This is a genomic window from Streptomyces sp. CA-146814, from assembly GCF_050942385.1.
Classification (GTDB): domain Bacteria; phylum Actinomycetota; class Actinomycetes; order Streptomycetales; family Streptomycetaceae; genus Streptomyces.
In genome coordinates, this window is the sequence record NZ_CP192068.1 from 2,168,702 (window position 1) to 2,193,343 (window position 24,642).

The following is a 24,642-nucleotide window of genomic DNA, read 5'->3' on the forward strand; positions in this document are numbered from 1 at the left end:
CAATTGAGACGCCAACAGCGGCTCATGCTTACACCCCGGCACGGTGTGACACTAATCACATAAATGCTCTCTGCGGCCCCCCGCGGGCGGCCCGGGAGCCTCGGAGCACCCTCCGGTCAGACGCGGTGCGCGCGCGGGGCGCGCCAGGCGTGCAGCGCCGCACGACGGGCCTTGCGGACCACGCGGCGGGCGAAGGAGACGCGCGGTTTCGGCTGCGGCGGCTCGATCCGGCGGCCGCCGACCCATTCGGGGACGGTCACCTCGTAGGCGCGCTCCGGAAGGGCGGAACCCTTGCCCGCCTTGGCGAAGTGCGGGTACGCGAGGAGGATCCGGTCGCCCTTGCGGACCACCTCGGGCTCCTTCTTGTCGCGCAGGAACGCGGCGATGTCGAGCAGCAGATCGAGCCGTCCGCGAGCGAGCGCGGTGAGCCTCAGCCGCTCGTGGACCTTGAGCCGGCGGCCGATCTCCGGGGTCCAGTAGGCGTCCATCAGAGGGGCGGCGAGGGCCATCTTCTCGCGGCGCACGGCGTCGGACTGATTCATCAGTCCGGGTCCGAACTGGGGCAGCAGCGTGATGACGAACGGACGCACCATCAGCGCGTCCCTGCGCGGACCGGCGGGCACCAGGTCGGCGATGAGCCCCATCAGCGCGCGGGCCGAGTCGAAGCGGCGCCGGTGGCTTCCCTTCCTGGTCATCTGGTTGCCGTCCTCGCGGCCCACCAGGTAGTAGCAGGTGTAGTCGGCGACGACGGAGACGCCGTTGCCGCGCAGATAGGCCTCCATGGTGAACAGAGCGTCCTCGCCCGTCTTCAGGTTCTCGTCGAAGCTCATGCCGAGCCGTACGAGGAGGTCGCGCCGGAACAGCTTCTGCGCGCTCAGCGTGAATTTGATGTTGGATTCATAGAGGTCGGCGCGTTCGACGGTCTCTTTCCACATCGACTTCGCCGCCCCGCGGTTGACGCCGACGATCTTTCCGAGCACCACGTCCGTGCCCGCCCGGTCGCCCATGGCGACCATGCGCTCCAGGGCCTCCTCGCCGAAGTAGTCGTCGGCGTCGAGGAAGAAGACGTACCGGCCGCGGGCGAGCTTCAGGCCGAGGTTGCGCGGGCCGCTGGGGCCGCCGGAGTTGGCCTGCCGGACGACGCGCATCGGGATCGCGGTCCGGGCGGCGAACTCTTCCAGGCAGGCGCCCGTGCCGTCCGTGGAGCCGTCGTCCACCGCGACGATCTCCATCCGCCCGGCGCCGATCGTCTGCGCCTCCACGGACTCCAGACAGCGGACCAGATAGGGCATCGCTTCATACGCTCCGACGATCACACTGACATCGGGCTCGTGGTTCGTCCTGGGCATGTCGGCCATATGCACCCGTCGATTTCATCACGAAAAAGGACGATTTGCCCGGCTATGCGCCTTCTCCGTACCGGCACGCCGAACGACCCGTACATCTCCTCCCCCTGGGAGACGTACGGGCCGCTGCGGAGGTTGCGTGTTCTTCGGACAGTCCGATCGGATGCGCGGCTCAGCGCGCCGGCGAGGTCCCCTCGACGACCGCGGTCTCCGCCGCCGCCTCCACCGCGGTCTCCGGGGCCACACCGGTGACGGCCCCTCCGGAGACGGCCAGCGCACCCGGGTCCGCCACGGCACCGGCCTCGGCCTCGGTCGTGGCGACCCCGTCGGGGGCCGCCTCACGGTCCGGGACGGCGATGGGCTGGTCGCCGAGGCGCTGGGCGACACCGGCGTTGCGCGCCTCGGCCTTGGCGGCCAGCGCCCGTACGGCGGCGTTGAACTGCTCCATGGAGGTCGGCTCGTCCGGACCCAGGAGGTACGTCTTCAGCTCGCGGCGCGCACCGGCCAGCCCGTCGGCCGCCGGGTCCGCGACAGCGGCCAGCAGCTCGTCGAGCTCCTCGGCGCTGTTGGACAGGATGACCCCGGCCCGTACGGCGGTGTTCTGCCGCTTGAACTCCTCGGCCCCCAGCGCCGCCGAGTCGGTGACCGCGTACGGCTTGCCGCTCGCGATGAAGTCGGAGACCACGCTGGAGATGTCGGAGACCATCGCGTCGGACTCGTTGAAGCAGTCGTACAGCCTGGGCTGCGGGCCCACCACCGTACGGTGCTCCCACCAGCCGAAGGAGCGCCAGTAGGCGTCGTTCCACGCGGCCCGCAGCTGCGCCACCTCGGCCTCGCGGACGGGGTCGGCGAGCGAGACCCGGGACTCCTCGGCCTCGTCCCCGTCGGCGCGGCCCACGGCCGCGAGCTCCGCGAGGCGCGCCTCGATCCGTACCAGCTCGGCCTGGGCCGCGCTCCGGTCGGCGGCCGACCGCTCGGCCTCCGCGGTCCAGCGGGGCTCCGCGGCGCGCTCGGCGGCCGCCTTCCCCAGCATCGCGCGGATCTTCGCGTCGACGGCCCTGGCCGTGCGGCTGCGGATGCCGGTGAAGGGGTGCGGCTTGTAGATGATCCGGACCGGGTCGTCGGCGGCGAGCAGCCGGCGCACGATGTTCTCGCCCGCCAGGAGCAGGGAGGTGTTGCCGGAGTTGTCGTCCCAGCCCTCCCAGGTGGGGGCGTACAGCACGGTCGGGATGGGGTTGCGGACCGTACCCGTCCAGCTCTTGATGGGCTCCAGCTGCGGGCGGCCGACCTCGACGATGTCCTCGTCCCGGATCCCGACGTCGGCCAGCGCGTAGCGGTCGCGGCCGGCCCGGCCGGCCGTCCAGACCTCGTCGTACACCTTGGAGTACGGGTTGACGCTGGCGAGCTTGTCGCTGTCGCCGTGACCGATGAAGACGTGCTTCATGGTCGGCACACGCAGGATGTGGATGTTCTTGCCGACGTTGGCCGGGTACAGGCAGACGCGGACGGTGGAGAGGTCCAGGTTCATCAGATGCGTGCCCGCCGGGACGCAGAGCACCGGGACGGAGGTCTCGGCCAGCTGCGTCACCAGACCGCGCTCCCGCATGATGATCAGCGGCCGGCCCTCGACCCGGGCCATGGTCTCCAGCCACATGTTGCCCTGGTAGGCGGACTCGTTGGAGCCGGAGAAGTAGAGGACCACGGTCGGCTGGTACTCGCGCAGCCAGGTGTCGACGGCCTTGAGCACGGCGGCGGCCGACGGCACGAGCCGGCCGCGCCGCAAGTACGGCAGGAGCGCGGCGACGTAAGCGAAGGCCAGCAGCAGGGAGAGCGCGGCACCGGCGTAGCCGACGGCGTCCTCACCGGTCCCGGCGGCGATCAGGATGCCGGCCATCGCCGGGATGTCGAGGTGCAGCACCTTCTCCCCCGCGCGGCGCAGCAGCGCACCCGGCGGGGCGTCGGGGATGCGTACGGCGTTGAGGTCCACGTTGCGCGTGACGACCGGCATCGTGCGGCGCAGCCGGATCAGGGTCGCCACCGCGCCGTGCGGGGCCTGGAGGCCGTAGAAGATCAGGAAGCAGGCGACCGCCGTGTAGAACAGCGGCTCCTCGGCGAGGCCGAGCCGGGCCAGCAGCAGGACGAGCATCAGCTCGCGCACCAGGAAGCGGATGGACAGTCCGGCCCGGACCTTGCCGAGCCGGTTGATCAGATAGCTCCCCCGCTGGTGCAGATACCAGTCCGCGGCATAGGTGACAGCTGCGGCCGCCGCGAAGAACCAGATGTTCGGAAGGAGCGCCGCCAGCATGACGCAGGGGTACCCGAGCCCGAGCAGCAATGCTGCCGTGAGCTCTGACCTGCTGCCCACACGGGCCAGGCGAATAGCTGTCGAAATCACGAAGAACCTGCTCCAGGGGGGTGCCGGTCGGATTCACGCACGGGGAAAGTGTGAGGATATGACTGCACGAACACGGGCCTCTGTCGTCGCGCTAAGCGATGACAGAGGCCCGTATACACACAATGGTCAAGAATTATTACACATCCCCTTGACGGTCCAGCGCATACGCCAGCGCCTGCTCGAACCCGGAGGAGGCGGAGGCCTCGGCCGTCGGGTCCTGCTGCCGTACGTCGATGACATGACCGGTCATCGTGGAGAGCAGCACGTCCAGCGAGGTGCGCGCCACGGCCTCCGAGGAGAGCAGCGAGCCCACCGGTTCCTGGCCGAAGGCCCGGGTGCGCATCGGCGTCGCGGTCCGCTCCGGGTTGACGCAGTTGACCCGGATCCCCTCGCCCGCCCACTCGTCGGCGAGCGCCTGGGTCAGGTTGACCATCGCGGCCTTGGTGGAGGAGTAGAGGCTGTACTCGGCGCGGCCGCGGGTGTAGCTGCTGGAGGTGTAGAGCAGCAGCTGGCCCCGGGTCTGGACGAGGTACTTGTAGGAGGCGCGCGCGATCTGGACGGGGGCCAGGTAGTTGACGTTCAGCGCTTCCTGGATCGTCGCGTTGTCCGTCTCGGCCAGCTTGCCGATGCGCAGGACTCCGGCCGTGTTGATGACGTGGTCGATGCGGCCGGTCTCGGCGTACGCCTTGGCGAGCGCCTCGTCGATGTGGACCGGGTTCTCCACGTGCGTACCGGTGGTGGAGCGGCCCAGCGCGTAGACGGTCGCGCCGTAGCTCTCGGCCAGCCGCGCGATGTCGGCGCCGATCCCGTACGAACCGCCGAAGACGACGAGGGTCTTGCCGGAGAGCAGCTCCCGGTAGGCGTCCTCGCCGGCCTGGCGCGGAGCGGCGGTGGAGGCGAGCTGGAAGAGCTTGTCCGTGATGAAGACGTCGACCGGCTGGGTGACCTTCATGTTGTACTCGTCGCCCGCGACCACGTGGATCGGTACGTCGGGGAGGTACTTGAGGACCACCGAACAGTCGTCGGTGGCCTGGAAGTTGGGGTCCCCGGCCGCGATCCGGTACGCCTTGCGGATCGTGGAGAGCTTGAACGCCTGCGGGGTCTGGCCGCGGCGCAGCCGGGAGCGGTCGGGGACCTCGGTGATGAACTCCCCGTCCTCGCCGTGGGTGCGGGTCACGATGATCGTGTCCGCGGAGGGGATGGCGACGTCGACGGCCTGGTAGCGGTCGAGGGCGTCGACGCAGTCCCTGATCACCCGCTGTGACAGCAGGGGGCGCACCGCGTCGTGGAAGAGGACGTTGCGGTCCTCGCCCTCGGCCAGCCCCTCGCCGAGGGCCGCGATGGCACGCTCGGTGGTCTCGTTGCGGGTGGAGCCGCCCTCGATGATCCGGGTGACCTTGGTCAGTCCGGCCCTCGCGACGATCTTCTCGACGTCCGGCACGAAGCCGGGCGCCATCAGCACGACGACGTCGTCGATGTCCTCGGCGTTCTCGAAGATGGCCAGCGTGTGCTCGATGACCGCCTTGCCGGCGATCTTCAGCAGCTGCTTGGGGATCGACAGTCCCACGCGCTGTCCCGTACCACCGGCGAGGACGACCGCTGTGGTCCGGGGCTTGGCTTCGTGCGGCTCAGACACAGACGACCTACCTTGCTATGACGGGGGAACAGCGCGATGCTCGCACTCTCCGTGACCGTCTCGCAAGGCGGACGCCGTCCGGCGCCCGTCCCGCGGAAACCGGCAGTTCACCCTCTGGCCAGGAAGGTTGGACGGTGCGGGGCCGGTACGGAAGTGATTCGACCCACAGAGATGTTGCATAATCTGCACATCTGCGACTCTTGCGCCCGGTTCGGGGCGGCCGCCGGGAGCGGCCGGACCGCCCGATACCTGGCCGGAGACTACCGGACGGCCCGGCTCCATACGGAACCGGACCGTCCGGTCGTGGAAGCGGTGTGCCCATGAGTAGGCGCGAGCTTCCTAGAAGGGGTCGAACTCGTCGTACTCCTTCTCCGCGTCGTCACGCTCCGCATCGCGGTCCCGGCGGCGCTGCGCGGCGGGGCGCTGCTCCTCCAGGCGGTGGTCCTCGCCACGGCGGCCGAGCATCTCGGCTCCGGCGCTCACGGTCGGCTCCCAGTCGAAGACGACCGCGTTCTCCTCGGGGCCGATCGCCACGCCGTCGCCGGCCCGGGCGCCCGTCTTCATCAGGGCGTCCTCGACACCGAGGCGGTTGAGCCGGTCCGCGAGGTAGCCGACGGCCTCGTCGTTGTTGAAGTCGGTCTGGCGCACCCAGCGCTCGGGCTTCTCGCCGCGCACGCGGTAGATGCCCTCGTCGTCCAGGGTGACGGTGAAGCCCGCGTCGTCGACGGCCTTGGGGCGGATGACGATGCGGGTCGCCTCCTCCTTCGGCTTGGCGGCACGCGCCTCGGCGATGATCCCGGCGAGCGCGAAGCTCAGCTCCTTGAGGCCCTTGTGCGCGATGGCGGAGACCTCGAAGACCTGGTAGCCGCGGGCCTCCAGGTCGGGGCGGATCATGTCGGCGAGGTCCTGGCCGTCGGGGATGTCGACCTTGTTGAGGGCGACGATGCGGGGCCGGTTCTCCAGGCCGCCGTACTGGCGCAGTTCCTCCTCGATGATGTCGAGGTCGGAGACGGGGTCGCGGTCGGACTCCAGCGTGGCGGTGTCCAGGACGTGCACGAGGACCGAGCAGCGCTCGACGTGGCGCAGGAACTCCAGGCCGAGGCCCTTGCCCTGGCTGGCGCCGGGGATGAGGCCCGGGACGTCGGCGATGGTGTAGACGGTCGAACCGGCGGTGACGACGCCGAGGTTCGGGACGAGCGTGGTGAAGGGGTAGTCCGCGATCTTCGGCTTGGCGGCGGAGAGCACCGAGATCAGCGAGGACTTGCCGGCGCTCGGGTATCCCACGAGGGCCACGTCGGCGACGGTCTTGAGCTCCAGGACGATGTCCCGGCTCTCCCCCGGCTCACCGAGCAGCGCGAAGCCGGGCGCCTTGCGGCGGGCGGAGGCGAGCGCCGCGTTGCCGAGGCCGCCACGGCCGCCCTGGCCGGCGACGAAGGTGGTGCCCTGGCCGACGAGGTCGGCGAGCACGTTGCCGGCCTTGTCGAGGACGACGGTGCCGTCGGGCACGGGCAGGACCAGGTCCTGGCCGTCCTTGCCGGAGCGGTTGTCACCGGCGCCGGGCTGGCCGTTGGTGGCCTTGCGGTGCGGGCTGTGGTGGTAGTCCAGCAGCGTGGTCACGGCCTGCTCGACGACGAGGATCACATCGCCGCCGCGTCCGCCGTTGCCCCCGTCGGGGCCGCCCAGCGGCTTGAACTTCTCCCGGTGTACGGAGGCGCAGCCGTGGCCTCCGTTACCCGCGGCGGCATGCAGCTCGACGCGGTCCACGAAGGTGGTCATGGTGGGTGCCTCCAGGTACAGCAGGTAAATACGGAATTGTCTCTGTCGTAACACGCCGAGGGCGGACCCGCTTCCCCGGTTGCCGGGAAAGCTGAGATCCGCCCTCGGAAGGTGCTGTGTGCCGTTACGCGCGCGTCAGAAGGATCAGACGGCGAGCGGAACGATGTTCACGACCTTGCGGCCACGGTGCGTACCGAACTCCACCGCACCGGCGGTCAGCGCGAACAGCGTGTCGTCGCCGCCACGGCCGACGCCCGTGCCCGGGTGGAAGTGGGTGCCACGCTGGCGGACCAGGATCTCACCGGCGTTGACGGCCTGACCGCCGAAGCGCTTCACGCCGAGCCGCTGAGCATTGGAATCGCGCCCGTTCCGAGTGGACGATGCGCCCTTCTTGTGTGCCATGTGTTCTCAGTCCCTTACTTCGCAGCCGCGGGGATACCGGTGACCTTGATCGCCGTGTACTGCTGGCGGTGACCCTGGCGACGGCGGTAGCCGGTCTTGTTCTTGTAGCGAAGGATGTCGATCTTCGCGCCCTTGTGGTGGTCCACGATCTCAGCCGTGACCTTGATGCCGTCGAGCACCCACGGGTCGCTGGTGACCGCGTCACCGTCGACAACGAGCAGGGTCGAGAGCTCGACCGTGTCGCCAACCTTGGCAGTGGAAATCTTGTCAACCTCAACGATGTCGCCGACAGCAACCTTGTGCTGGCGACCACCGCTGCGCACGATGGCGTACACGCGGATCTCTCTCTCGCTCGGAACGGATCCCCTGATGCCAGCCGCTCGCACGGGCCGGGGCCCGGGACGATCCGGAAGGATGAGCGGCCTCTCCTGGCGGACGGCGCGAACACCGACCGTTACCGGGAGGGATGTGCTCAGGGGTAGGCGCGTCAAGTAAACACACCGAGGGTCAAGGTTACGGGGCCGGGGCGTGGGGGGTCAAACCGGGGTGGCGGCCCCGCTGCGGCCCCTCCGGAACCGCGGGCGCACCTATGCTTTCCGGGCCAGTCAGCTCTCCGGAAGGCACACACCGTGAACTACAGGGTCCAGCCCACCGCCCAGGTCGACGAGAGTGCCGAGATCGGCGCGGGCAGCAGCATCTGGGAGCTGGCGCAGATCCGTGAGGGCGCGAAGCTCGGCGAGGGCTGTGTCGTCGGACGTGGCGCCTACGTCGGCAGCGGCGTACGCATCGGCGACAACGTCAAGCTGCAGAACTTCGCCCTCGTCTACGAGCCCGCCGAACTCGGCGACGGCGTCTTCGTCGGCCCGGCGGTGGTCCTCACCAACGACCAGTACCCGCGCTCGGTGGACCCCGACGGCAAGCAGAAGCGCGGCGGCGACTGGGAGGCCGTGGGCGTCAAGGTCGCCGAGGGCGCGTCGCTCGGTGCGCGGTCCGTCTGTGTCGCGCCGGTGCGGATCGGCCGGTGGGCCATGGTCGCGGCGGGCGCCGTGGTGACCAAGGACGTCCCGGACTTCGCGCTGGTCGTCGGCGTACCGGCGCGGCGGATCGGCTGGGTGGGCCGCAGCGGTGTGCGCCTGGTGGCGCGCGAGGGTGAGCCGGGCGTGTGGGAGTGCCCGCAGGGCGGGGCGGTGTACGAGGAGGAGGACGGGGTCCTCAGGGAGCGGGCCGCGTAACCCCTCGGAGAAGGTTGACGGGCCCGCTTCCTGAGACCTGCCTCTCAGCCTTCCAGCAGCAGCCGGTCGAAGCCGGGGCTGATCACCGACCAGTCCCAGGTGGTCAGCGAGTGCTTGGCCGCCCCGGCCGCCGCCTCGCGCCAGGTCTCCTCGGTGGCCGTCAGCGCGAGGATGCGGTCGGCGGCCTCCTTCGGTGAGGCGACCACCCAGTCGGCGGGGAAGAGCGTGCGGGCGCCGTGCTCCTTGCCCGCGAAGAACGGCCAGTCGCGGACGACCGGCAGCGCCCCGCTGGCGGCCCCTTCGACCAGCCCGCAGTGGAAGCTCTCGCGCACCGAGCTGCTCAGGATCACGCCGACCTCGGTGAGCGCGCCCGGCACGTCCTCCGTACGGCCCAGCAGCTGAACCGCTCCGCCGGGCTCCAGCTCGGCCAGGTCCCGCCGGAGCAGGTCGTCGTAGGCGCGGGCGGCGGCGCTGGCCTTGCGGTCCAGGCCGTTGCCGATGACGACCAGCCGGTAGCGCTCGTCCCGCTCCCGCAGCAGCCGCAGCACCTCGACGGCCCAGCGCGGGTCCTTGGCGACGACGCCCGCACCGATCAGCCCGACGGTGAAGCGGACGCCGGCGCCGCTCTTCCCGCGCTGGAACCGCTCCAGGTCCATGGCGTTGGCGATGACGTGCAGCGCCGGCGCGTCCGGCTCCCGCAGGCGCGGCAGGCAGTCGACGACCAGGTCGCGCAGGTGGTCCCCGACGAAGACCAGGTCGTCGACCCGGTCCAGGTCCACCAGGTGCGGCCAGAGGGTGAACGCCTCGTAGCTGTGCAGCCGTACGACGATCCGCGTGGTGCCCGGGTCGACCAGCGTGAACAGGGCCGCGGCGTTGGTGCACCAGTCGACGAACACCGTGTCCGCCCAGTCCAGATGGGGCCGGAGCGCCTCCTCGGCCTGCTCCCCGAGGGGGGCCGCGCCGCCGAGCGCGTACTCCATCATCCGCTGGGCGCCGCGCGCGAGCGGCCGCAGCGTGTCGTCCTCCTTGACCTCCAGGAAGCGGATCTCGACGCCCGGGTGGTCGGCGTACCGGTCGCGGATCGACTGCAGGAAGTTGGCGTTGGAGTACGTCGTGACCAGCAGCCGCAGCGGCCGGCCGGTGGGCGGGGCGGCGGCGGGCAGCGCACGGCCGCGCGGCGCGGTCAGCGCCTGGAACGCCGTGCTCGCGCGGAACGGCGCCAGATAGCCGGCCGGGTCCTCGGCCAGCGGCGAGGTGAGCGAGTCGAAGTGGACGGCGCGCGGGAAGGCGAGGGTGAAGGCCGAGGAGAGCGAGGCCGCGGCCTTCTTCGCCTCGCCCTTCGCGTGGTGCCGGTCCGCGATCGTGAGCGCCGCCTCGTACGCGGACCGGCGCAGCGCCGCGTCGTCGTGCCCGCGCTCCAGGTCCGCGCGGGCGGCCTCGGCGAGCAGATCCGCGCGGAGCTCCCGGTCGGAGGTGAGCCGGGCGGCGTCCCGCAGCACCAGGGTGGCGCCGGCCTTGCGGCCGCCTTCGGCCATGCTCAGGCTGACGCGCCGGGCCAGCTCGGCCCGCAGCCGGTCCGGCACCTTGGGCGCGACCACCGCCCCGCGCCACGACTTGGCGCCGAGCGATGTGCGCAGGACGGCCGGGGACGAGGCGCGGCGCAGCACACCGCCGGCCACGCGCCGGACGCCGCGCTTGGTGGAGCGGGCGGCGCCGGCCGGGGTCGGCACGCTCCGGGTGACGGCCCGCAGCGCGTAGTGCACCGGGCGCTCGCGGCGGTCCTCGACGGCCTTGAGCGCGGGCGCGATGCCGAAGACCGCGTGGGCCCGGCGGTTCACCTGGGCCAGCCGCCACACCGTGTAGACGGCGGAGGCGTCCAGGGCGACCAGGACGTGGGCCCGGCGGCCCGAACCGCGCACCTGCCGGTCGCCTTCGGCCGAGGCCCAGACGCGGCGCGGGGCGGAGAGCTTGGCCACGCGCTTCTCGAACGTCCGGCCGCGCCCGGCAGCCGCCTCCTTGAGGGAGCGCAGTCCGGCCAGTTCGAGACCGGGGTCGATGTCGTCCGGTGCGAAGAGGCCCGCCAGTTCGACGGTGGCGCCCGCCGCGCGGAACTTCTCCAGCGACGCCTTGAGGACCGCGGCCTGCGGCCGTGTTCCGGCGATCAGAAGTACGTGCGTCATACGGAGAGGTCCTCCACCTCATGGGTGCCGGGGGCCGTGGGCGCCGTCCCGGAGCCCTGGTCGCCGTCGGGGCTGCCCGGGACGGCCTGGCGGATGAGACGGCGGACGGCGGGGCCCAGTTGGGCCGCTCGCGCGTACCGCGCCGCGTGGAGCCTGGCCGCCGCCCGGTCCTCCTCGCCCGCCTCCACGGCGAGCTTCGCCGCACGGGAGTAGCCGGCGGCCAGCGCCTCCTCGTCGAAGCCGGTGGCTCCGGTCCAGAGCGGATGGCCGGTCATCACGGTGGTCGCGTCGTGCTCCACCGCGTGCGCGGACATGACCGGCAGGCCGGTCGCGGCGTACTCGTACACCTTGCCGGAGGTCATGTACTTCCCGCCCATGATCATCATCAGCAGGACGTCCCAGCCCGCGAAGATGTCCGGCACCTCGGCCTTGGGCGCCGGCCCTCCGAAGCTCACCTCTTCGCCACGGGCGTGCGCCTGACGGATCATCTCTATATGGGCGTTGGCCTCGCGGGTGGCTCCGGAGCCGATCTGGCCGCGGATCTCCAGCCGGGAACGGGCGACGAGCGGGTCCCGTTCGCGGGCGAGACGCCAGCCGTCGAGAACGGCCTGGAGGATGCGGGGCGGTGAGGTCACCACACCGAGGTGGCCGAAGGTCAGGCCGGCCTCGGGGTCGGGAGTGCGGGTCCGGGCCGGGACGCTGTCCTCGTCGTATCCGTTGCGCACGACGTGGACGCGGTCGGCCAGATCGGGGTGGCGCTCGCGGTACCACTCGGCGATCGGGTCGTTCACCAGCCACAGGGAGAGCGCGTTGCTGAGCACCTTGCGCTCCCACACGCCGGAGGGCGAGTCGGCGGTGAACGCCTCGCCGCCCTCGATGACGTCGACGGACCAGCCGTCCCGGAAGTCGATCGCGTACGGGACCTTCCGTGTCTCCCAGAGGTGCAGGGCCGCGGCCATGTTCACGTACGGCACGCAGGTCGCGAGGACGAGGTCGGCGGGCCTGTTCCGGTGAATGCGCTCGACCGCCCGTTCCAGGTCGGCCTTCCAGCCGCCGTAGATCGGCTCGGGGAAATCCTTCATCCCTTTCTTGCGGTAAGCGGCGGCCCACTGCGTGGGCCGGAGTGCGCGGTCCTCGGAGAACTTCCGGATATCGGTTTCCAGGTCCTCGCGCACCAGCGGAAGCTTCACGACGCGTACGCGCGGATCGACCGGCTCGGAGAGTGTGTGGTCGAGGCCGAAGTCCCGCTCCCAGGACTCGTCGGCAATGGTCACCACCGTGACGTCCCAGCCTTGCGAGACGAATTGGTTGGCCGTTTCACGCATACGGTAGGCGCAGCTCTTCGCAGCGGGAGGAAACCCGATCGCCAGGTAAATCACATGGTGCGGAGCAGGGGTGTTAGGCACATAAAAACGCTAGCACGGCAGGCCTTCACCCCTGCCCCCGCCGTCTACGGAGGGTCAGCCGCCGATCACCACGCGTCGTACGCCGGCCCACTTCTCCGGGTCCGTCGTACGACGGCCGTCGACCAGGACGCGGACGTCCGGCAGGTCGGCGGCGGCGAGCTCGCGGTACTCGGCGTGGTCGGCCTGGAGGATCGCCGCGGTGACGGCCTGGTGGCTGTCGTGCGGGACGAGACCGAGCGCGGTCAGCTCCTCGGGGGTGTACAGCGGGTCCGAGACGAACGGCACCGCGCCGCGCACCTTCAGGGCCTCCACCACCCCGAAGACGCCGGAGAACGCGGTCTCCTTGACGCCGCCGCGGTAGGCGGCGCCCAGCACCAGGACCCCGACGCCGTCCAGGTCGCCGTAGGCGGCGGCCAGCAGGTCGACGGCGTACGAGGGCATGGCGACGTTCGCCTCGCGGGCCGCGCGGACGACGGTGGCCTCGGGGTCGTTCCACAGGTACATCCGCGGGTAGATCGGGATGCAGTGGCCGCCGACGGCGATGCCGGGCTGGTGGATGTGGCTGTAGGGCTGGCTGTTGCAGGCCTCGATGACCTTCTTGACGTCGATGTCGTTCCGGTCGGCGAAGCGGGCGAACTGGTTGGCCAGGCCGATGTTGACGTCCCGGTAGGTGGTCTCGGCGAGCTTCGCCAGCTCGGAGGCCTCCGCCGTGCCGAGGTCCCAGACGCCGTTGGGGCGGGGCAGGTCCTCGCGCTGGTCGAAGTCGAGGACGGCCTCGTAGAACGCCACGCCGGCCGCGGCGGACGCCTCGTCGATGCCGCCGACGAGCTTGGGGTAACGGCGCAGGTCGGCGAAGATCCGGCCGGTCAGCACCCGCTCCGGCGAGAAGACCAGGTGGAAGTCGTCGCCCGGCGTGAGGCCGGAGCCCTCGGCCAGCATCGGCGCCCAGCGCGTACGGGTGGTGCCGACGGGCAGCGTGGTCTCGTAGCTGACCAGGGTGCCGGGCTTCAGGCCCGCCGCGATGGCCTTGGTGGCGGCGTCCATCCAGCCGAAGTCCGGCGTGCCCTCGGCGTCCACGAAGAGCGGGACGACGACCACGACGGCGTCGGACGCGGCGACCGCGGCGGTGGTGTCCGTCGTCGCGGAGAGCAGGCCGGCGCCGACCGTCTCCTTGAGCTTGGCACCGAGGTCGTACTCGCCGGGGAAGGGCTCGGTGGCCGCGTTGACCAGCTCGACGACCTTCTCGTTGGCGTCCGCGCCGATGACCCGGTGGCCCTTGGCGGCGAACTGCACGGCGAGCGGGAGCCCGATCTTGCCGAGCGCGACTACACAGATGTTCATCGGGACACTTTCCTCTTCAGCCTGGACAGCAGTCGGCGCAGCCGGGGGCGCAGCGGGGGCTTCGGTTCCCACAGCAGGGCCGTCGTGATGACGAGCCGCCCCTTGGCGTTCGGGTTGGCCGAGACCCGGTAGGGCGTGGTCGTCCCCACCCGGCGGGCCAGCGGCATCGGCAGGCCGCCGGTGCGGACCGCGATCTCGTACGGGGTGCCCGCGACGTCGACGTAGAGGCGGACGCCGCGCTTGGCGTGGACCAGGTCGACGGGGATGCGGGCGGTCAGCAGGGTGCCGGTGCCGTCCTCGGCGGGCTCCTGGGTGAACTCGCCGACCGCCTCCGGACGCTGGGCGTCCTTGGGCAGTCTGCGGCCGCCGGGCTTGCCTGCGCTCTTGGGCAGGGCACCGTGGGCGAGGGCGACGAAGGCGGGCGGGGTGTCGCCGGTGAGGCCGATCCGCAGCTTCAGGGCGAGGGTGAGGTCCGACCCGTCCTGCTCCCAGGCGGCCGACAGCAGCTTCGTACCGTCCGCGAGCCGGCCGGCGACCGACTCGCGCGCCTCGTACCACCGGTCGTCGAGGCCGATCGCGGCGTCCCGGAAGCCGGGGTAGGGGGCGTAGGCGCGGCCTCCTTCCAGCAGGAAGGGCGGAGCGCCGTGCTCCGCCTCGTCCGCGATGGCCCGGGTGAGCTCCGCCACGGCGCCGCGCTGGGCGAGGCCGAGGCGGACCCGTCTCTTCACGCCGGTCGCGTCGCGCAGGGTGTCGGTGAAGTAGGTGTCCTGGAGAGCGGCCAGTCCGTCGCAGATCTCCTTCCGAGTCTCCAGAGGGAGCGCCGGGAAGTCGTCGAGCATGAGCTTGGACAGCTCCCACTCGAAGTGCCGCTTGAGGACGGCGTCGCGCTGCGGTCCGGCCTCGATGAGTCCGGCGGTGTGGTCCATGATGCGCGCCGTGCACCGGAGGCGGGCCAGGTGGTCGGCGCGGTAGGTGATGTTGCTCGCGTCGCCGCGCTTGACCGCGTAGTAGTACGTGTAGTCCGCGAGGACCGAGATCCTGCGGGCCTTGACGCACGCCTCTATGGTGAACGGCTGGTCGCTGCCGACGGGCAGGTCCTCGGGGAACCGCAGCCCGTGCTTCTCCACCAGTTCGCGGCGGAAGAGCTTGGTGTTGGCGAGGGTGAAGGGCAGCGCCGAGTCGTAGAGGCTGACATCTATCCGGTTGCCGGAGAACAGCTTCTGGTGGACGTAGCGCCCGTTGGTGCCGACCATCTTGCCGACGACCACGTCGGACTCGTTGGCGTCGGCGCAGGCGACCATCCGCTCCAGCGCCTCTTCGCCGAGGTAGTCGTCGGAGCCGATGAAGTAGACGTACCGGCCGGTGGCCAGCTCCAGGGCCCGGTTGCTCGGGGCCGCGGGTCCGCCGGAGTTGGGCTGGTGGACCACGGTGAAGACGTCCGGGTACTTCTCCGCGAAACGGTCCAGCTCGCGGCCGCTGTCGTCGGTGGATCCGTCGTCCACCGCGATGACTTCCAGCCGGTCCTCGCCGATGGTCTGCCCCACCAGGGAGTTCAGGCATTCGGTGAGGTACGGCATGGTGTTGTAGACGGCGACGACCACACTGACGTCGGGTGTTCCGGTCATCTCGCCGTACCTCGCATCAGTCGGGTGTAGACCCCGTCGAGAACGTCGGCCTGGGCTTCCCAGGTCCACTCGTCCAGCCGGCCTTCGACCTCGTAGGCGGCGGTGTAGCGCTTGGGCGCGTCGAGCACGGCCCGGACGGCGCGGACGTAGTCCGTGACGTTCTCCGCCTCGAAGACCTCGCCCTGACCGGTCTGGCGGGTCATCTCGGCCATCGTCTTCACATCGCTGACCACCAGCGGCAGCCGGGCGTGCGAGTACTCGAAGAACTTGGTGATCAGCGCGATCTCGTGGTTCGGCCAGTGGTGGATCGGGATGACGCCGACATCGGCGGTCGACAGGAACGAGACGACCTGCCAGTGCGGCACGTAGGACATGGCGTGCACCCGGTCCTGGACGCCGAGCTCCTCGGCCCGCTTCATCAGCGCACGGATGTACGGCAGCTCGGGGTGGCTGGCCACGAACGCGACATGGGCGCCGGGCAGCTCCGGGAGGCCGTCGACCATGACGTCCAGGCCGCGCTGGCGGGCGGCGAGGCCGCTGTAGACCAGCAGCGGCACATCCGGGCCGATGCCGCAGAGAGCGCGCAGGTCGGGGACGGGCAGAGCGGTGAATCGGGAGGCCTCGGCGGCCTCCGGCGCGTTGAGCACCACGTCCGGGCGCTCGGGCAGCTTGTGGGTCTTCTGCAGCAGGTCGGCCAGGCCGCCGGAGACGGTGACCACCGCGTCGGCGTACTTGGCGTGCTCGCGTTCGTACGCCACCATCGCCGGGAGCTTCCGCTGGTTGACCCAGGAGCGCACGCCGGGCAGGTACTCGTGGGCGTCCCAGACGAGGGAGACCTTCCGGCCGGCCGCGCGGGCGCGGAGCTTGGCGCGGGAGCCGACGCCGAGCATCCGGAAGTCGTTGGCGTGGATGATGTCCGGCTGGAGCACGTCGATGACGGGCCCGTAACTCAGTTCGAAGTCCCAGACGCTGGGGTCGAGCCGTCGCCACGCGCGGTCGCCCATCGTCTTCAGCCAGAAGGCGGTGGCCGCCTTGTCCACGGCGGCGGAGCGGGTCCTGCGCAGGCCGCGGAGCTTCCTGGTGTGGCGCGAGCGCAGCTTCACCCAGCGGCTGGTGGCCTTGGCCGCGCCCCTGCGCGCCGCGAGCCACACCTGACCGCCGGTGGAGCCGAGGACGGAGCGGTCCTCGCCGGTCCTCAGCGCGGCGCCACGGACCCGGAGGTCCGCGCGCCAGGCCTTGACCTGCTGCGTACGGAACTCGGCCACGCGCTCGGAGGGGTAGGCCAGCGGGCGGCGGATCGGTGCGCCGCGCAGGTCCTTGGGGCGGGTCGACATCTTGGCCTTGACGCCGAGGAGGCGGACCTCGGCCTCACCGAGCTGCCAGGCCGTCTCCTCCTCCTTGCCGGAGAACTTGCCGAGCAGGATGACGTCCCAGCCGGCCGCGGCCGCCGAGCCGGCCTGCTTCTGCACACGGGAGTCGCCGTGCACGCTGTTGTCGACGAGCATGACGATACGACCGCGTGAACCCTTGCGGGGCAGTGCGGCGAGGTCTGGGTACGAGGGGAGTTCAGGTGCCATGTTCCGTCCGGTCCGGGGCCGTGAGAGTAACGGTGGTGCGGGTCGTGGCGGACTCCAGCACGGCTTCGGCCACCTCGACGGTGAGGAGCCCCTGCCGCAGGGTGCAGACATCCGCGGACTCCCCGCGCACAGCGTCGCGGAAGAGTTCGTGCTCGACAAGCAGGGGCTCGCGCTTGGGGATGGCGTAACGGATCATGTCGCCCTCGGAGACGCCGCGGAAGGCGCGCAGCGCCTCCCACTCGGTGGCGACCGCGGCGTTGGAGTGGAAGGTGAGGTCGGCGGTGAGGGTGTCGGCGATGAAACAGCCGCGCTCGCCCGTGACCGAGGTGAACCGCTCCTTGAGCGGGCTCAGCCAGTTGACCAGGTGGTTGACCATCGTGCCGTCGGAGAGCTGGCCGACGGCGGAGACCATGTCCTCGTGCGGGCGGCCCGACTTGGAGACGGTGTGCGCGGCGATCGACGTGTACGCCTGGCCGGTGACCCAGCCCGTCAGGTCGATGTCGTGCGTGGCGAGGTCCTTGACCACGCCGACGTCGGCGATCCGGTGCGGGAAGGGGCCCTGGCGGCGGGTGACGACCTGGTAGACGTCGCCGAGCTCACCGGCCTCCAGGCGGGCGCGGAGCGAGAGCAGGGCCGGGTTGCACCGCTCGATGTGGCCGACGCCCGCGACCAGGTCACGGGCCTCGAACGCCTCGACGAGGCGCCGGGCGCCTTCGACGCTGTCCGCGAGCGGCTTCTCGATCAGGGCGCAGACACCGGCGTCGGCGAGCTGGAGGCCGACCTTCTCGTGCAGGCCGGTGGGGCAGGCGACGACGGCGTAGTCGATACCGCGGGCGAGGAGCTCGTCGACGGTGGACAGGACGGGCGCGCCCTGCGCCCAGCCGTTCCGGTCGCCCATCGGCTCGACGACACCGGCCAGCTCGACGCCCTCCAGGCCGGCGAGGATCCGGGCGTGGTTGCGGCCCATGGAGCCGAGGCCGATGAGCCCGGCCTTCAGAACGGCGGTCACAGATTCTCCCCCAGCGAGTTCACGGCGGCCACGATGCGCTCCAGGTCGTTCCGGGTGAGCGAGGGGTGGACGGGCAGCGAGACGACCTCGGCCGCGGCCTTCTCGGTCTGCGGCAGCTCCCAGATCCGGCCCGCCTTCTGGTCCGGCTCCCAGTAGGGCTTGAGGCGGTGGATCGGCGTCGGGTAGTAGACCGCGTTGCCGACGCCCGCCTCGGTGAGCCTCGCCATCGCGGCGTCCCGGTCGCCGCGGATCCGCACGGTGTACTGGTGGTAGACGTGCCGGGCGCCTTCGGCCACCGGCGGTGCGGTGACGGCCGGGGCGGTGATGTGGGCGTCCAGGTACGCGGCGTTGGCGCGGCGCTGCTCGGTCCACTCCTCGACCTTGGCGAGCTGGACGCGGCCGATGGCGGCGGAGACGTCGGTCATCCGCATGTTGGCGCCGACGATCTCGTTGGCGTACCGCTGCTCCATGCCCTGGTTGCGCAGGAGGCGCAGCGTACGGGCCAGTCCGGCGTCGGCCGTGGTGACCATGCCGCCTTCGAGCGCGTGCATGTTCTTGGTGGGGTAGAAGCTGAAGGTGCCGCCCGCGCCGAACGCGCCGACCGGTGTGCCGTTCAGCGCCGCCGCGTGGGCCTGGCAGGCGTCCTCGACCACGGCGAGGCGGTGCTTCTCGGCGATCGGCATGAGCTTGTCCATCGCGGCCGGGTGGCCGTAGAGGTGGACCGGCATGATCGCGGCGGTGCGCGGGGTGACCGCGGCTTCGACGGCCGCCGGGTCGAGGCCGAAACTGCCCGGCTCGATGTCGGCGAAGACCACGTCGGCGCCGGTCAGGCGGACCGCGTTGGCGGAGGCCGCGAAGGAGAACGAGGGGACGATCACCTCGTCGCCGGGGCCGATCCCGAGGGCCAGGAGCAGCAACTGGAGAGCCGAGGTGCCCGAGTTGACGGCGACGCAGTGCCGTCCGTCGACCAGGCGGGAGAAGCCCTCCTCGAAGGCCGCGACCTCGGGCCCCTGCACGACCCGGCCGCTGCGCAGTACGCGTACGGCGGCCTCGATCTCGTCTTCCCCGATGACGGGACGGGCAGCGGGAATCGGCTGCTCGTTGATGCTCGTCATGGACGTCCTCCTTGACACCGCAAGAGCTCGTTACCGGCAGAATTCTGGATTGCGGACACCGTGCACAGCCGCGCGAAACCCCGTCGGCGTGACGCCGACGCCCTCCCGGGGGAATCAGGTCCGGTCTGATGGGTCACCGGGCCGGTCACCAATTGTAGTTTCTGCGAAGAACTCTGACAGTCCAACAGTCGTCATCACATTATCAGGGATTTCACAACCCATTTCGGCGACGTTAACTCTCTTTGCATCAGTTCTGGTACAAAGCCCGTGGCCCGCCTCCGAAAGTAACGGGACGGGCCACGGACAATGAACAACCGATTGCGGGGAATCGTCAGCCGGCTGACGCCTCACCGTCGGAGGACGGCGCCGAAGCGGTCACGGAAGGCGACGCCTGCTCGGCGGCGACGGTCTTCTTGGTCGCCTTCTTCGCGGTCGTCTTCGCCGTCGTCTTCTTCGCGGCGGTCTTCTTGGCGGCCGTCTTCTTGGCCACCGCCTTCTTCGCCGGAGCCTTCTTGGCGGCGGCCTTGCGGGCCGTCTTCTTCGCCACCGGCGCCTCCTCCGGCTCACCGGACGCGGGAGCCTCGGCGGCCTCGGCCTCCGGGGCCTCGGAGGCCTCCGGAGCCTCGGAGGCCTGCGGAGCCTCGGGGGCCTTCGGCTCGGGAGCCGACTCGACGACGAGGACCGCCGCCTCGTCCGCGCCCGTCGGCGAACCCGCCGGAGCAGTGGCCTTACGGGTCGCCCGGCGACGGGCGCGCGGCGGTGCGGCCTCCTCGGGGGCTTCCGCCTCGGGCGCCTCCGGTACGGGGGCGGGCTCGGCGGGCGCCTCGACGACCGGGTCCTCGACGGCGACCGGGTCCGTGACGGGCTCGGCCGGCTGTACGGGCTCCGCCGGCTCGGTCTGCTTCGGCGACCCCGCCGGGGCGGACGCCTTACGGGTGGCGCGACGGCGCGTACGGCCCTGGGGCGCGGCCTCGGCCGCCTCCTGGGCTTCCGGGGCCTTCGGCGGCTCGGGCGTGTCGAGGACCGGCTCGGCGACCGGCTGTACGACGGGCTCGGCGACCGGCTCGGCCTCGATGGCGGGGGCCGGAGCGGGCGCCTCGGTCCTCGGGGCGCCGGCCGGGGCCGACGCCTTGCGGGAGGCGCGGCGGCGGCCACGGCCGGCGGCCGCCTCGGCCTCGGCCGGGCTGCTGTAGAACTCCTCGTCCGCGGCGACCTCGGGCTCCACCGCCACCGGCGCGGCGACCTCGGCGGCCAGCTCGGCCTCGGTCTCGGCGGGCTCGGCGGCGTGGTCGTCGTGGCCGTGGTCCTGCTCGTGACCGTGCTCGTGGTCCTGGCCCGCGCCGCCACGGCGCTTCTTGGACTTCTTGGAACCGCCGCCGCCACCGACGGACGTCGGCTGCTCCATGTGGACGATCACACCGCGCCCGTTGCAGTGGACGCAGGTCTCGGAGAAGGACTCCAGCAGGCCCTGGCCCACCCGCTTGCGGGTCATCTGGACCAGGCCGAGCGAGGTGACCTCGGCGACCTGGTGCTTGGTGCGGTCGCGGCCCAGGCACTCCAGCAGGCGCCGCAGGACGAGGTCCCGGTTGGACTCCAGCACCATGTCGATGAAGTCGACGACGACGATGCCGCCGAGGTCGCGCAGCCGCAGCTGGCGCACGATCTCCTCGGCCGCCTCCAGGTTGTTCCTGGTGACGGTCTCCTCCAGGTTGCCGCCCTGGCCGGTGAACTTGCCGGTGTTGACGTCGACGACGACCATCGCCTCGGTCTTGTCGATCACCAGCGAACCGCCGCTGGGCAGGTAGACCTTGCGGTCCAGCGCCTTCATCAGCTGCTCGTCGATGCGGTACGTGGCGAAGACGTCGACCTCGGAGGTCCAGCGCGAGAGCCGCTCGGTGAGGTCGGGCGCCACGTGCGAGACGTACCCGTGGATCGTCTCCCACGCGTCGTCGCCGCTGACGATGACCTTGGAGAAGTCCTCGTTGAAGATGTCGCGGACGACCCGGACGGTCATGTCCGGCTCGCCGTAGAGCAGCGTCGGCGCGTTGGAGCCGCTGGTGCCCTTCGCCTTCTTCTGGATCTCCTCCCACTGCTGCTGGAGCCGCTCGACGTCACGGCGCAGCTCGTCCTCGCTGGCGCCTTCGGCGGCGGTGCGCACGATGACGCCCGCGTCCTCGGGGACGATCTTCTTGAGGATCGTCTTGAGGCGGGAGCGCTCGGTGTCGGGCAGCTTGCGGCTGATCCCGGTCATCGAGCCCTCGGGCACGTAGACCAGGTAGCGGCCGGGCAGCGAGACCTGGCTGGTGAGGCGGGCGCCCTTGTGGCCGATCGGGTCCTTGGTCACCTGGACCAGGACGGACTGGCCGGACTTGAGCGCGGTCTCGATGCGGCGCGGCCCGTGGGCCATGCCGAGCGCCTCGAAGTTGACCTCACCGGCGTACAGGACGGCGTTGCGGCCCTTGCCGATGTCGACGAACGCGGCCTCCATGGAGGGCAGGACGTTCTGCACCTTGCCCAGGTAGACGTTGCCGACGTAGCTGGTGGCCTGCTCCTTGTTGACGTAGTGCTCGACGAGCACGTTGTCCTCGAGGACGCCGATCTGGGTGCGCTCGCCGCTCTGGCGGACGACCATCACGCGCTCGACGGCCTCGCGGCGCGCGAGGAACTCCGCCTCGGTGATGATCGGGACACGGCGGCGGCCCTGCTCGCGGCCCTCGCGGCGGCGCTGCTTCTTCGCCTCCATCCGGGTCGAGCCCTTGATGGACTGGACCTCGTCGAAGCCGGTGCCCGGCTCGCGCTCCTCCTTCTTGCGGGGCTCGCGGACCTTGACGACCGTACGCTCCGGGTCGTCGGTGCCGTTGTCGGCCTCGGCACCGGCGTCACCGCTGCGGCGACGGCGACGACGGCGACGGCGGCTGCTGCTCGAACCGGAGGCGGCGGAGTCGCTGTCGTCCTCCTCGTCGTCGGCCTCCTGGGCCTGGGCCGGTGCCTGGTCGTCCTCGGCGCGGGCGGGCGCGGGTGCCTCGTCGGCGTGGTGCTGCTCGGCCTCGTCCTGGTCTCCGGCCTCGCCGCGACGGCGACGGCGGCCACCGCGACGGCGGCGGCGCGAGGGGCGGTCGCCGTACTCGTCGGTGTCCTCGCCGTCGTGCTCATCCGCCTCGGCCTCGGCCTCGGGTGCCTCCTCGGCGGGCGTCTCCACGGGGGCGGCGGCGGTCTGCTCGGGCTCGGCGGCCTCACCACGGCGACGGCGACGGCGGCGCGAGGGACCCTGCGGCGCGGCCTCGGCGGGCGCGGGGGTCTGCTCGACCTCGGCGGTCTGCTCCTCGGCCTCCTCGACCTCGTCGTACGCGGAGGAGGGACCGGCCGCGGCAGCGGCGGCGGCCGCCGTCTCGGGGGTCTGGAACATCGGCTCGGCGAAGACCGGGGCCTGGAACACGGCGACGGCCGGGCGCGTGGCGCGGCGGCCCTTGCGGGTCGGCTCCTCGGTCTTGGCGGTGAACTCGGGGCGGCCCGCGGCGGCGGTGGCCCGGCGGCGCTGGCGTCCGCGCGGGGCGGCCTCCTCGACCTCCTCCACCTCGGCGGCGAGCTCCTCGGCGACGGCGGCGGGCAGGCTCTCGCCGGCCTCGACGGTCTCCTCCGCCTCGGTGACCTGCGGGGCACCGGCGGGAGAGGTGGCCTTACGGGAGGCACGACGGCGGCCACGCGGCGCCGGGGCCTCCTCGGAGGCGGGCGCTTCAGCGGCGGGCGCGGGCTCGTTCACCGGCGCGTCGGCGGCTTCGGCGGCGGCCTGCGGGGCGCCGGCCGGGGCGGAGGCACGGCGGCGGGTGCGGCCACGCGGGGCCTCGGCGACCGGGGCAGGCTCAGCGGCCACGGCGGTGGGCTCGGCCACGGGCTCGGCGGGGGCAACCGGCTCGACGACCACGGCGGCCTCGGCGGTCTGCGGGGCACCGGCGGGCGAAGTGGCCTTGCGGGAGGCACGGCGGCGGCGCGGGGCGGCGGGCTCCGGAGCGACCTCGGGCTCGACGGCCTCGGCCGCCGGCTCCTCGTCCTCCTCCACGACCGGCTCGGCCGGGGTCTCGACGACCTCCACGACCTCGGCGGCCTGCGGGGCACCGGCCGGAGCCGTCGCCTTGCGGACCGCGCGGCGGCGGGTACGCGGGGCCGGGGCCTCATCGGCGGGCTCGGCGGCCTGGGCCGGGGCCTCGGCCGCCGGAGCGGGGGTCTCGACGACCTCGGCGACCACCTCGGCGGTCTCCGGAGCGCCCGCGGGCGCGGTCGCCTTGCGCACGGCGCGGCGGCGCGTACGAGCGGGGGGCGCGGTCTCGGCGGCCGGTTCGGGGGCCGTCTCCTCGGGCGCGGCGGCCGGTGCGGCCTCCTCGGCGGCAGGCGCCTGGGCCGCGCCGGGCGGGCCGGCCGGCCGGGAAGCGGCGCGGCGCCTGCGGCGCGGCGGCAGCTTGTCGCCGGGGGTGTTCTCTTCGTTGTTCCCGTTGGTGGCGGGTTCGTTCGGCTGAGGCATGCGGGCGGTTCTCCCGTCGCGCTCCCGGGCGCCGCGTCTGATTCCGGTCCGGCACGGTCCGCAGTGGTGCGATACCGCTCGTCCGGGGCGCGGGCGCCGCACGGGAGCTGATGTCTTGGCTCGCCGGTTCCGTCCGCGGTGTTGCGGACGGCCTGGCGAAAGTCTTATGGGTCAGTGCGCGGCCCGACCCAGGTGGCTCCCGAGTCGGAGGGCTGCGCTACAACGACCGCCTTACGCGGAACCTGCACCTTCCGGCGCCGTCGCGACGGCTGCTGCGACCGCGGGATGTGCGGTCGGGGCGCCCTCGCGGTCGGGCGCGAGCGGGTCGGTCACCGTGCCGGACTCCTCGTCGAAGAGCCCCTGCGCCAGCCTCGTCACCGCGGCGGGGACGGATCCCCAAGCTCTCGGCTGCGCTCGAACAGGGGAGACCCCATCCGCCAGGTCGGCCACAGCGCGGAGACCGGACAGGACGTCGTCGGGTCGCACGGCAGGTGTCACGTGCCGAACAACCAGCCGCAGTATCGCACAGGGCTTGTCCCCCGGCCTATCAGCCGGTTGCTCAAGGGCCTGCAGGTCGGCGACGGCGGAGCGGGCGTCGAAGGTACGGATGCCGTTCTTCGCTTTGCGCTGGACCTCGACACTCTCGGCGGCGTTGAACGCGTCGACGGCTTTACGGGCCTCGTCGGGTTCGACGCCGTCCAGGCGCATCTCCCAGACCGAGGCGGTCAGCCGGTCGGCGAGGCCGGAGGTGCGGGCCTCCACCGCGTCGGTGATGTCGAGACCGTCCGGCAGCGAGTCGTTGAGCAGCTCGCGCAGGAGGTCGGGGTCGCGCGCCTCGGTGAGGGCGATCTCCAGGAACTCGGCCTCGCTGCCCGTACCGGTGGGGGCGGCATTGGCGTAGGAGACCTTGGGGTGCGGGGTGAAGCCCGCCGAATACGCCATCGGCACCTCGGAGCGGCGCAGTGCCCGCTCGAAGGCCCGCTGGAAGTCGCGGTGACTGGTGAACCGGAGGCGGCCGCGCTTGGTGTAGCGCAGACGGATGCGCTGCACTGCCGGTGCGGGCGGCGGGCCTTCGGGCTGTCGCTT

The 24,642-nt window shown here is 71.8% G+C and carries 16 protein-coding genes; 1 reads left to right on the top strand and 15 read right to left on the bottom strand.

The window, feature by feature from the left end; translation table 11 throughout:
- Window positions 1–116: 116 nt before the first annotated feature.
- The 6 genes from ACQP09_RS09680 to rplU all read right to left on the bottom strand — a co-directional run bounded on the left by ACQP09_RS09680 (window position 117) and on the right by rplU (window position 7,890).
- Window positions 117–1,358: a glycosyltransferase family 2 protein gene (locus ACQP09_RS09680; protein ID WP_433397599.1), complete on the bottom strand. Its 1,242-nt coding sequence runs from the start codon at window positions 1,356–1,358 to the stop codon at window positions 117–119.
- 160 nt (window positions 1,359–1,518) lie between these two features.
- Window positions 1,519–3,651 carry a hypothetical protein gene (locus ACQP09_RS09685; protein WP_433397601.1) on the bottom strand — a complete coding sequence of 711 codons (2,133 nt, stop codon included), beginning with the start codon at window positions 3,649–3,651 and terminating at the stop codon, window positions 1,519–1,521.
- A gap of 226 nt (window positions 3,652–3,877) precedes the next feature.
- Window positions 3,878–5,377 (bottom strand): SDR family NAD(P)-dependent oxidoreductase, encoded by a 1,500-nt coding sequence (locus ACQP09_RS09690; protein ID WP_433397603.1) that lies wholly within the window; start codon window positions 5,375–5,377, stop codon window positions 3,878–3,880.
- A 339-nt stretch (window positions 5,378–5,716) separates the two neighbouring features.
- Complete coding sequence (gene obgE / locus ACQP09_RS09695) at window positions 5,717–7,153, bottom strand: GTPase ObgE (protein WP_433397605.1); 1,437 nt, start codon at window positions 7,151–7,153, stop codon at window positions 5,717–5,719.
- A gap of 144 nt (window positions 7,154–7,297) precedes the next feature.
- Window positions 7,298–7,555 carry a 50S ribosomal protein L27 gene (rpmA, locus tag ACQP09_RS09700; RefSeq protein ID WP_015608479.1) on the bottom strand — a complete coding sequence of 86 codons (258 nt, stop codon included), beginning with the start codon at window positions 7,553–7,555 and terminating at the stop codon, window positions 7,298–7,300.
- A 14-nt stretch (window positions 7,556–7,569) separates the two neighbouring features.
- Window positions 7,570–7,890, bottom strand: coding sequence for a 50S ribosomal protein L21 (gene rplU / locus ACQP09_RS09705; RefSeq protein WP_003969204.1), 321 nt, complete (start codon window positions 7,888–7,890; stop codon window positions 7,570–7,572).
- Between the two features lie 294 nt (window positions 7,891–8,184).
- Between rplU and ACQP09_RS09710 the strand changes: the two genes are divergently transcribed.
- Window positions 8,185–8,787 (top strand): acyltransferase, encoded by a 603-nt coding sequence (locus ACQP09_RS09710; RefSeq protein WP_433397608.1) that lies wholly within the window; start codon window positions 8,185–8,187, stop codon window positions 8,785–8,787.
- Window positions 8,788–8,831: 44 nt separating this feature from the next.
- Here the strand turns inward: ACQP09_RS09710 and ACQP09_RS09715 are convergent, their stop codons facing one another.
- From ACQP09_RS09715 to ACQP09_RS09755, 9 genes are all read right to left on the bottom strand, one after another.
- Window positions 8,832–10,967, bottom strand: coding sequence for a glycosyltransferase (locus tag ACQP09_RS09715; protein WP_433397610.1), 2,136 nt, complete (start codon window positions 10,965–10,967; stop codon window positions 8,832–8,834).
- On the bottom strand, window positions 10,964–12,292 hold the full coding sequence (locus tag ACQP09_RS09720) for a glycosyl transferase (protein ID WP_433397612.1): 1,329 nt from the start codon (window positions 12,290–12,292) through the stop codon (window positions 10,964–10,966). Before ACQP09_RS09720 ends, ACQP09_RS09715 begins: the two co-directional genes overlap by 4 nt.
- 135 nt (window positions 12,293–12,427) lie before the next feature.
- A complete protein-coding gene (locus ACQP09_RS09725; RefSeq protein ID WP_433397614.1) occupies window positions 12,428–13,714 on the bottom strand; it encodes a nucleotide sugar dehydrogenase in 1,287 nt (428 codons plus the stop codon).
- Window positions 13,711–15,339 carry a glycosyltransferase family 2 protein gene (locus ACQP09_RS09730; protein WP_433397616.1) on the bottom strand — a complete coding sequence of 543 codons (1,629 nt, stop codon included), beginning with the start codon at window positions 15,337–15,339 and terminating at the stop codon, window positions 13,711–13,713. Before ACQP09_RS09730 ends, ACQP09_RS09725 begins: the two co-directional genes overlap by 4 nt.
- Window positions 15,336–16,916, bottom strand: a complete 1,581-nt coding sequence (locus tag ACQP09_RS09735; protein WP_433397618.1) for a glycosyltransferase — start codon at window positions 16,914–16,916, stop codon at window positions 15,336–15,338. Before ACQP09_RS09735 ends, ACQP09_RS09730 begins: the two co-directional genes overlap by 4 nt.
- A complete protein-coding gene (locus ACQP09_RS09740; protein WP_433397620.1) occupies window positions 16,906–17,925 on the bottom strand; it encodes a Gfo/Idh/MocA family protein in 1,020 nt (339 codons plus the stop codon). Before ACQP09_RS09740 ends, ACQP09_RS09735 begins: the two co-directional genes overlap by 11 nt.
- Window positions 17,922–19,040, bottom strand: coding sequence for a DegT/DnrJ/EryC1/StrS family aminotransferase (locus ACQP09_RS09745; protein ID WP_433397622.1), 1,119 nt, complete (start codon window positions 19,038–19,040; stop codon window positions 17,922–17,924). The genes ACQP09_RS09740 and ACQP09_RS09745 overlap by 4 nt, the downstream gene beginning before the upstream one ends.
- Before the next feature lie 331 nt (window positions 19,041–19,371).
- Entirely contained in the window at window positions 19,372–23,556 is a 4,185-nt protein-coding gene (locus ACQP09_RS09750) for an Rne/Rng family ribonuclease (protein WP_433397624.1), read from the bottom strand.
- 231 nt (window positions 23,557–23,787) lie between these two features.
- Complete coding sequence (locus ACQP09_RS09755; protein ID WP_433397626.1) at window positions 23,788–24,606, bottom strand: TIGR03936 family radical SAM-associated protein; 819 nt, start codon at window positions 24,604–24,606, stop codon at window positions 23,788–23,790.
- Window positions 24,607–24,642: the final 36 nt, after the last annotated feature.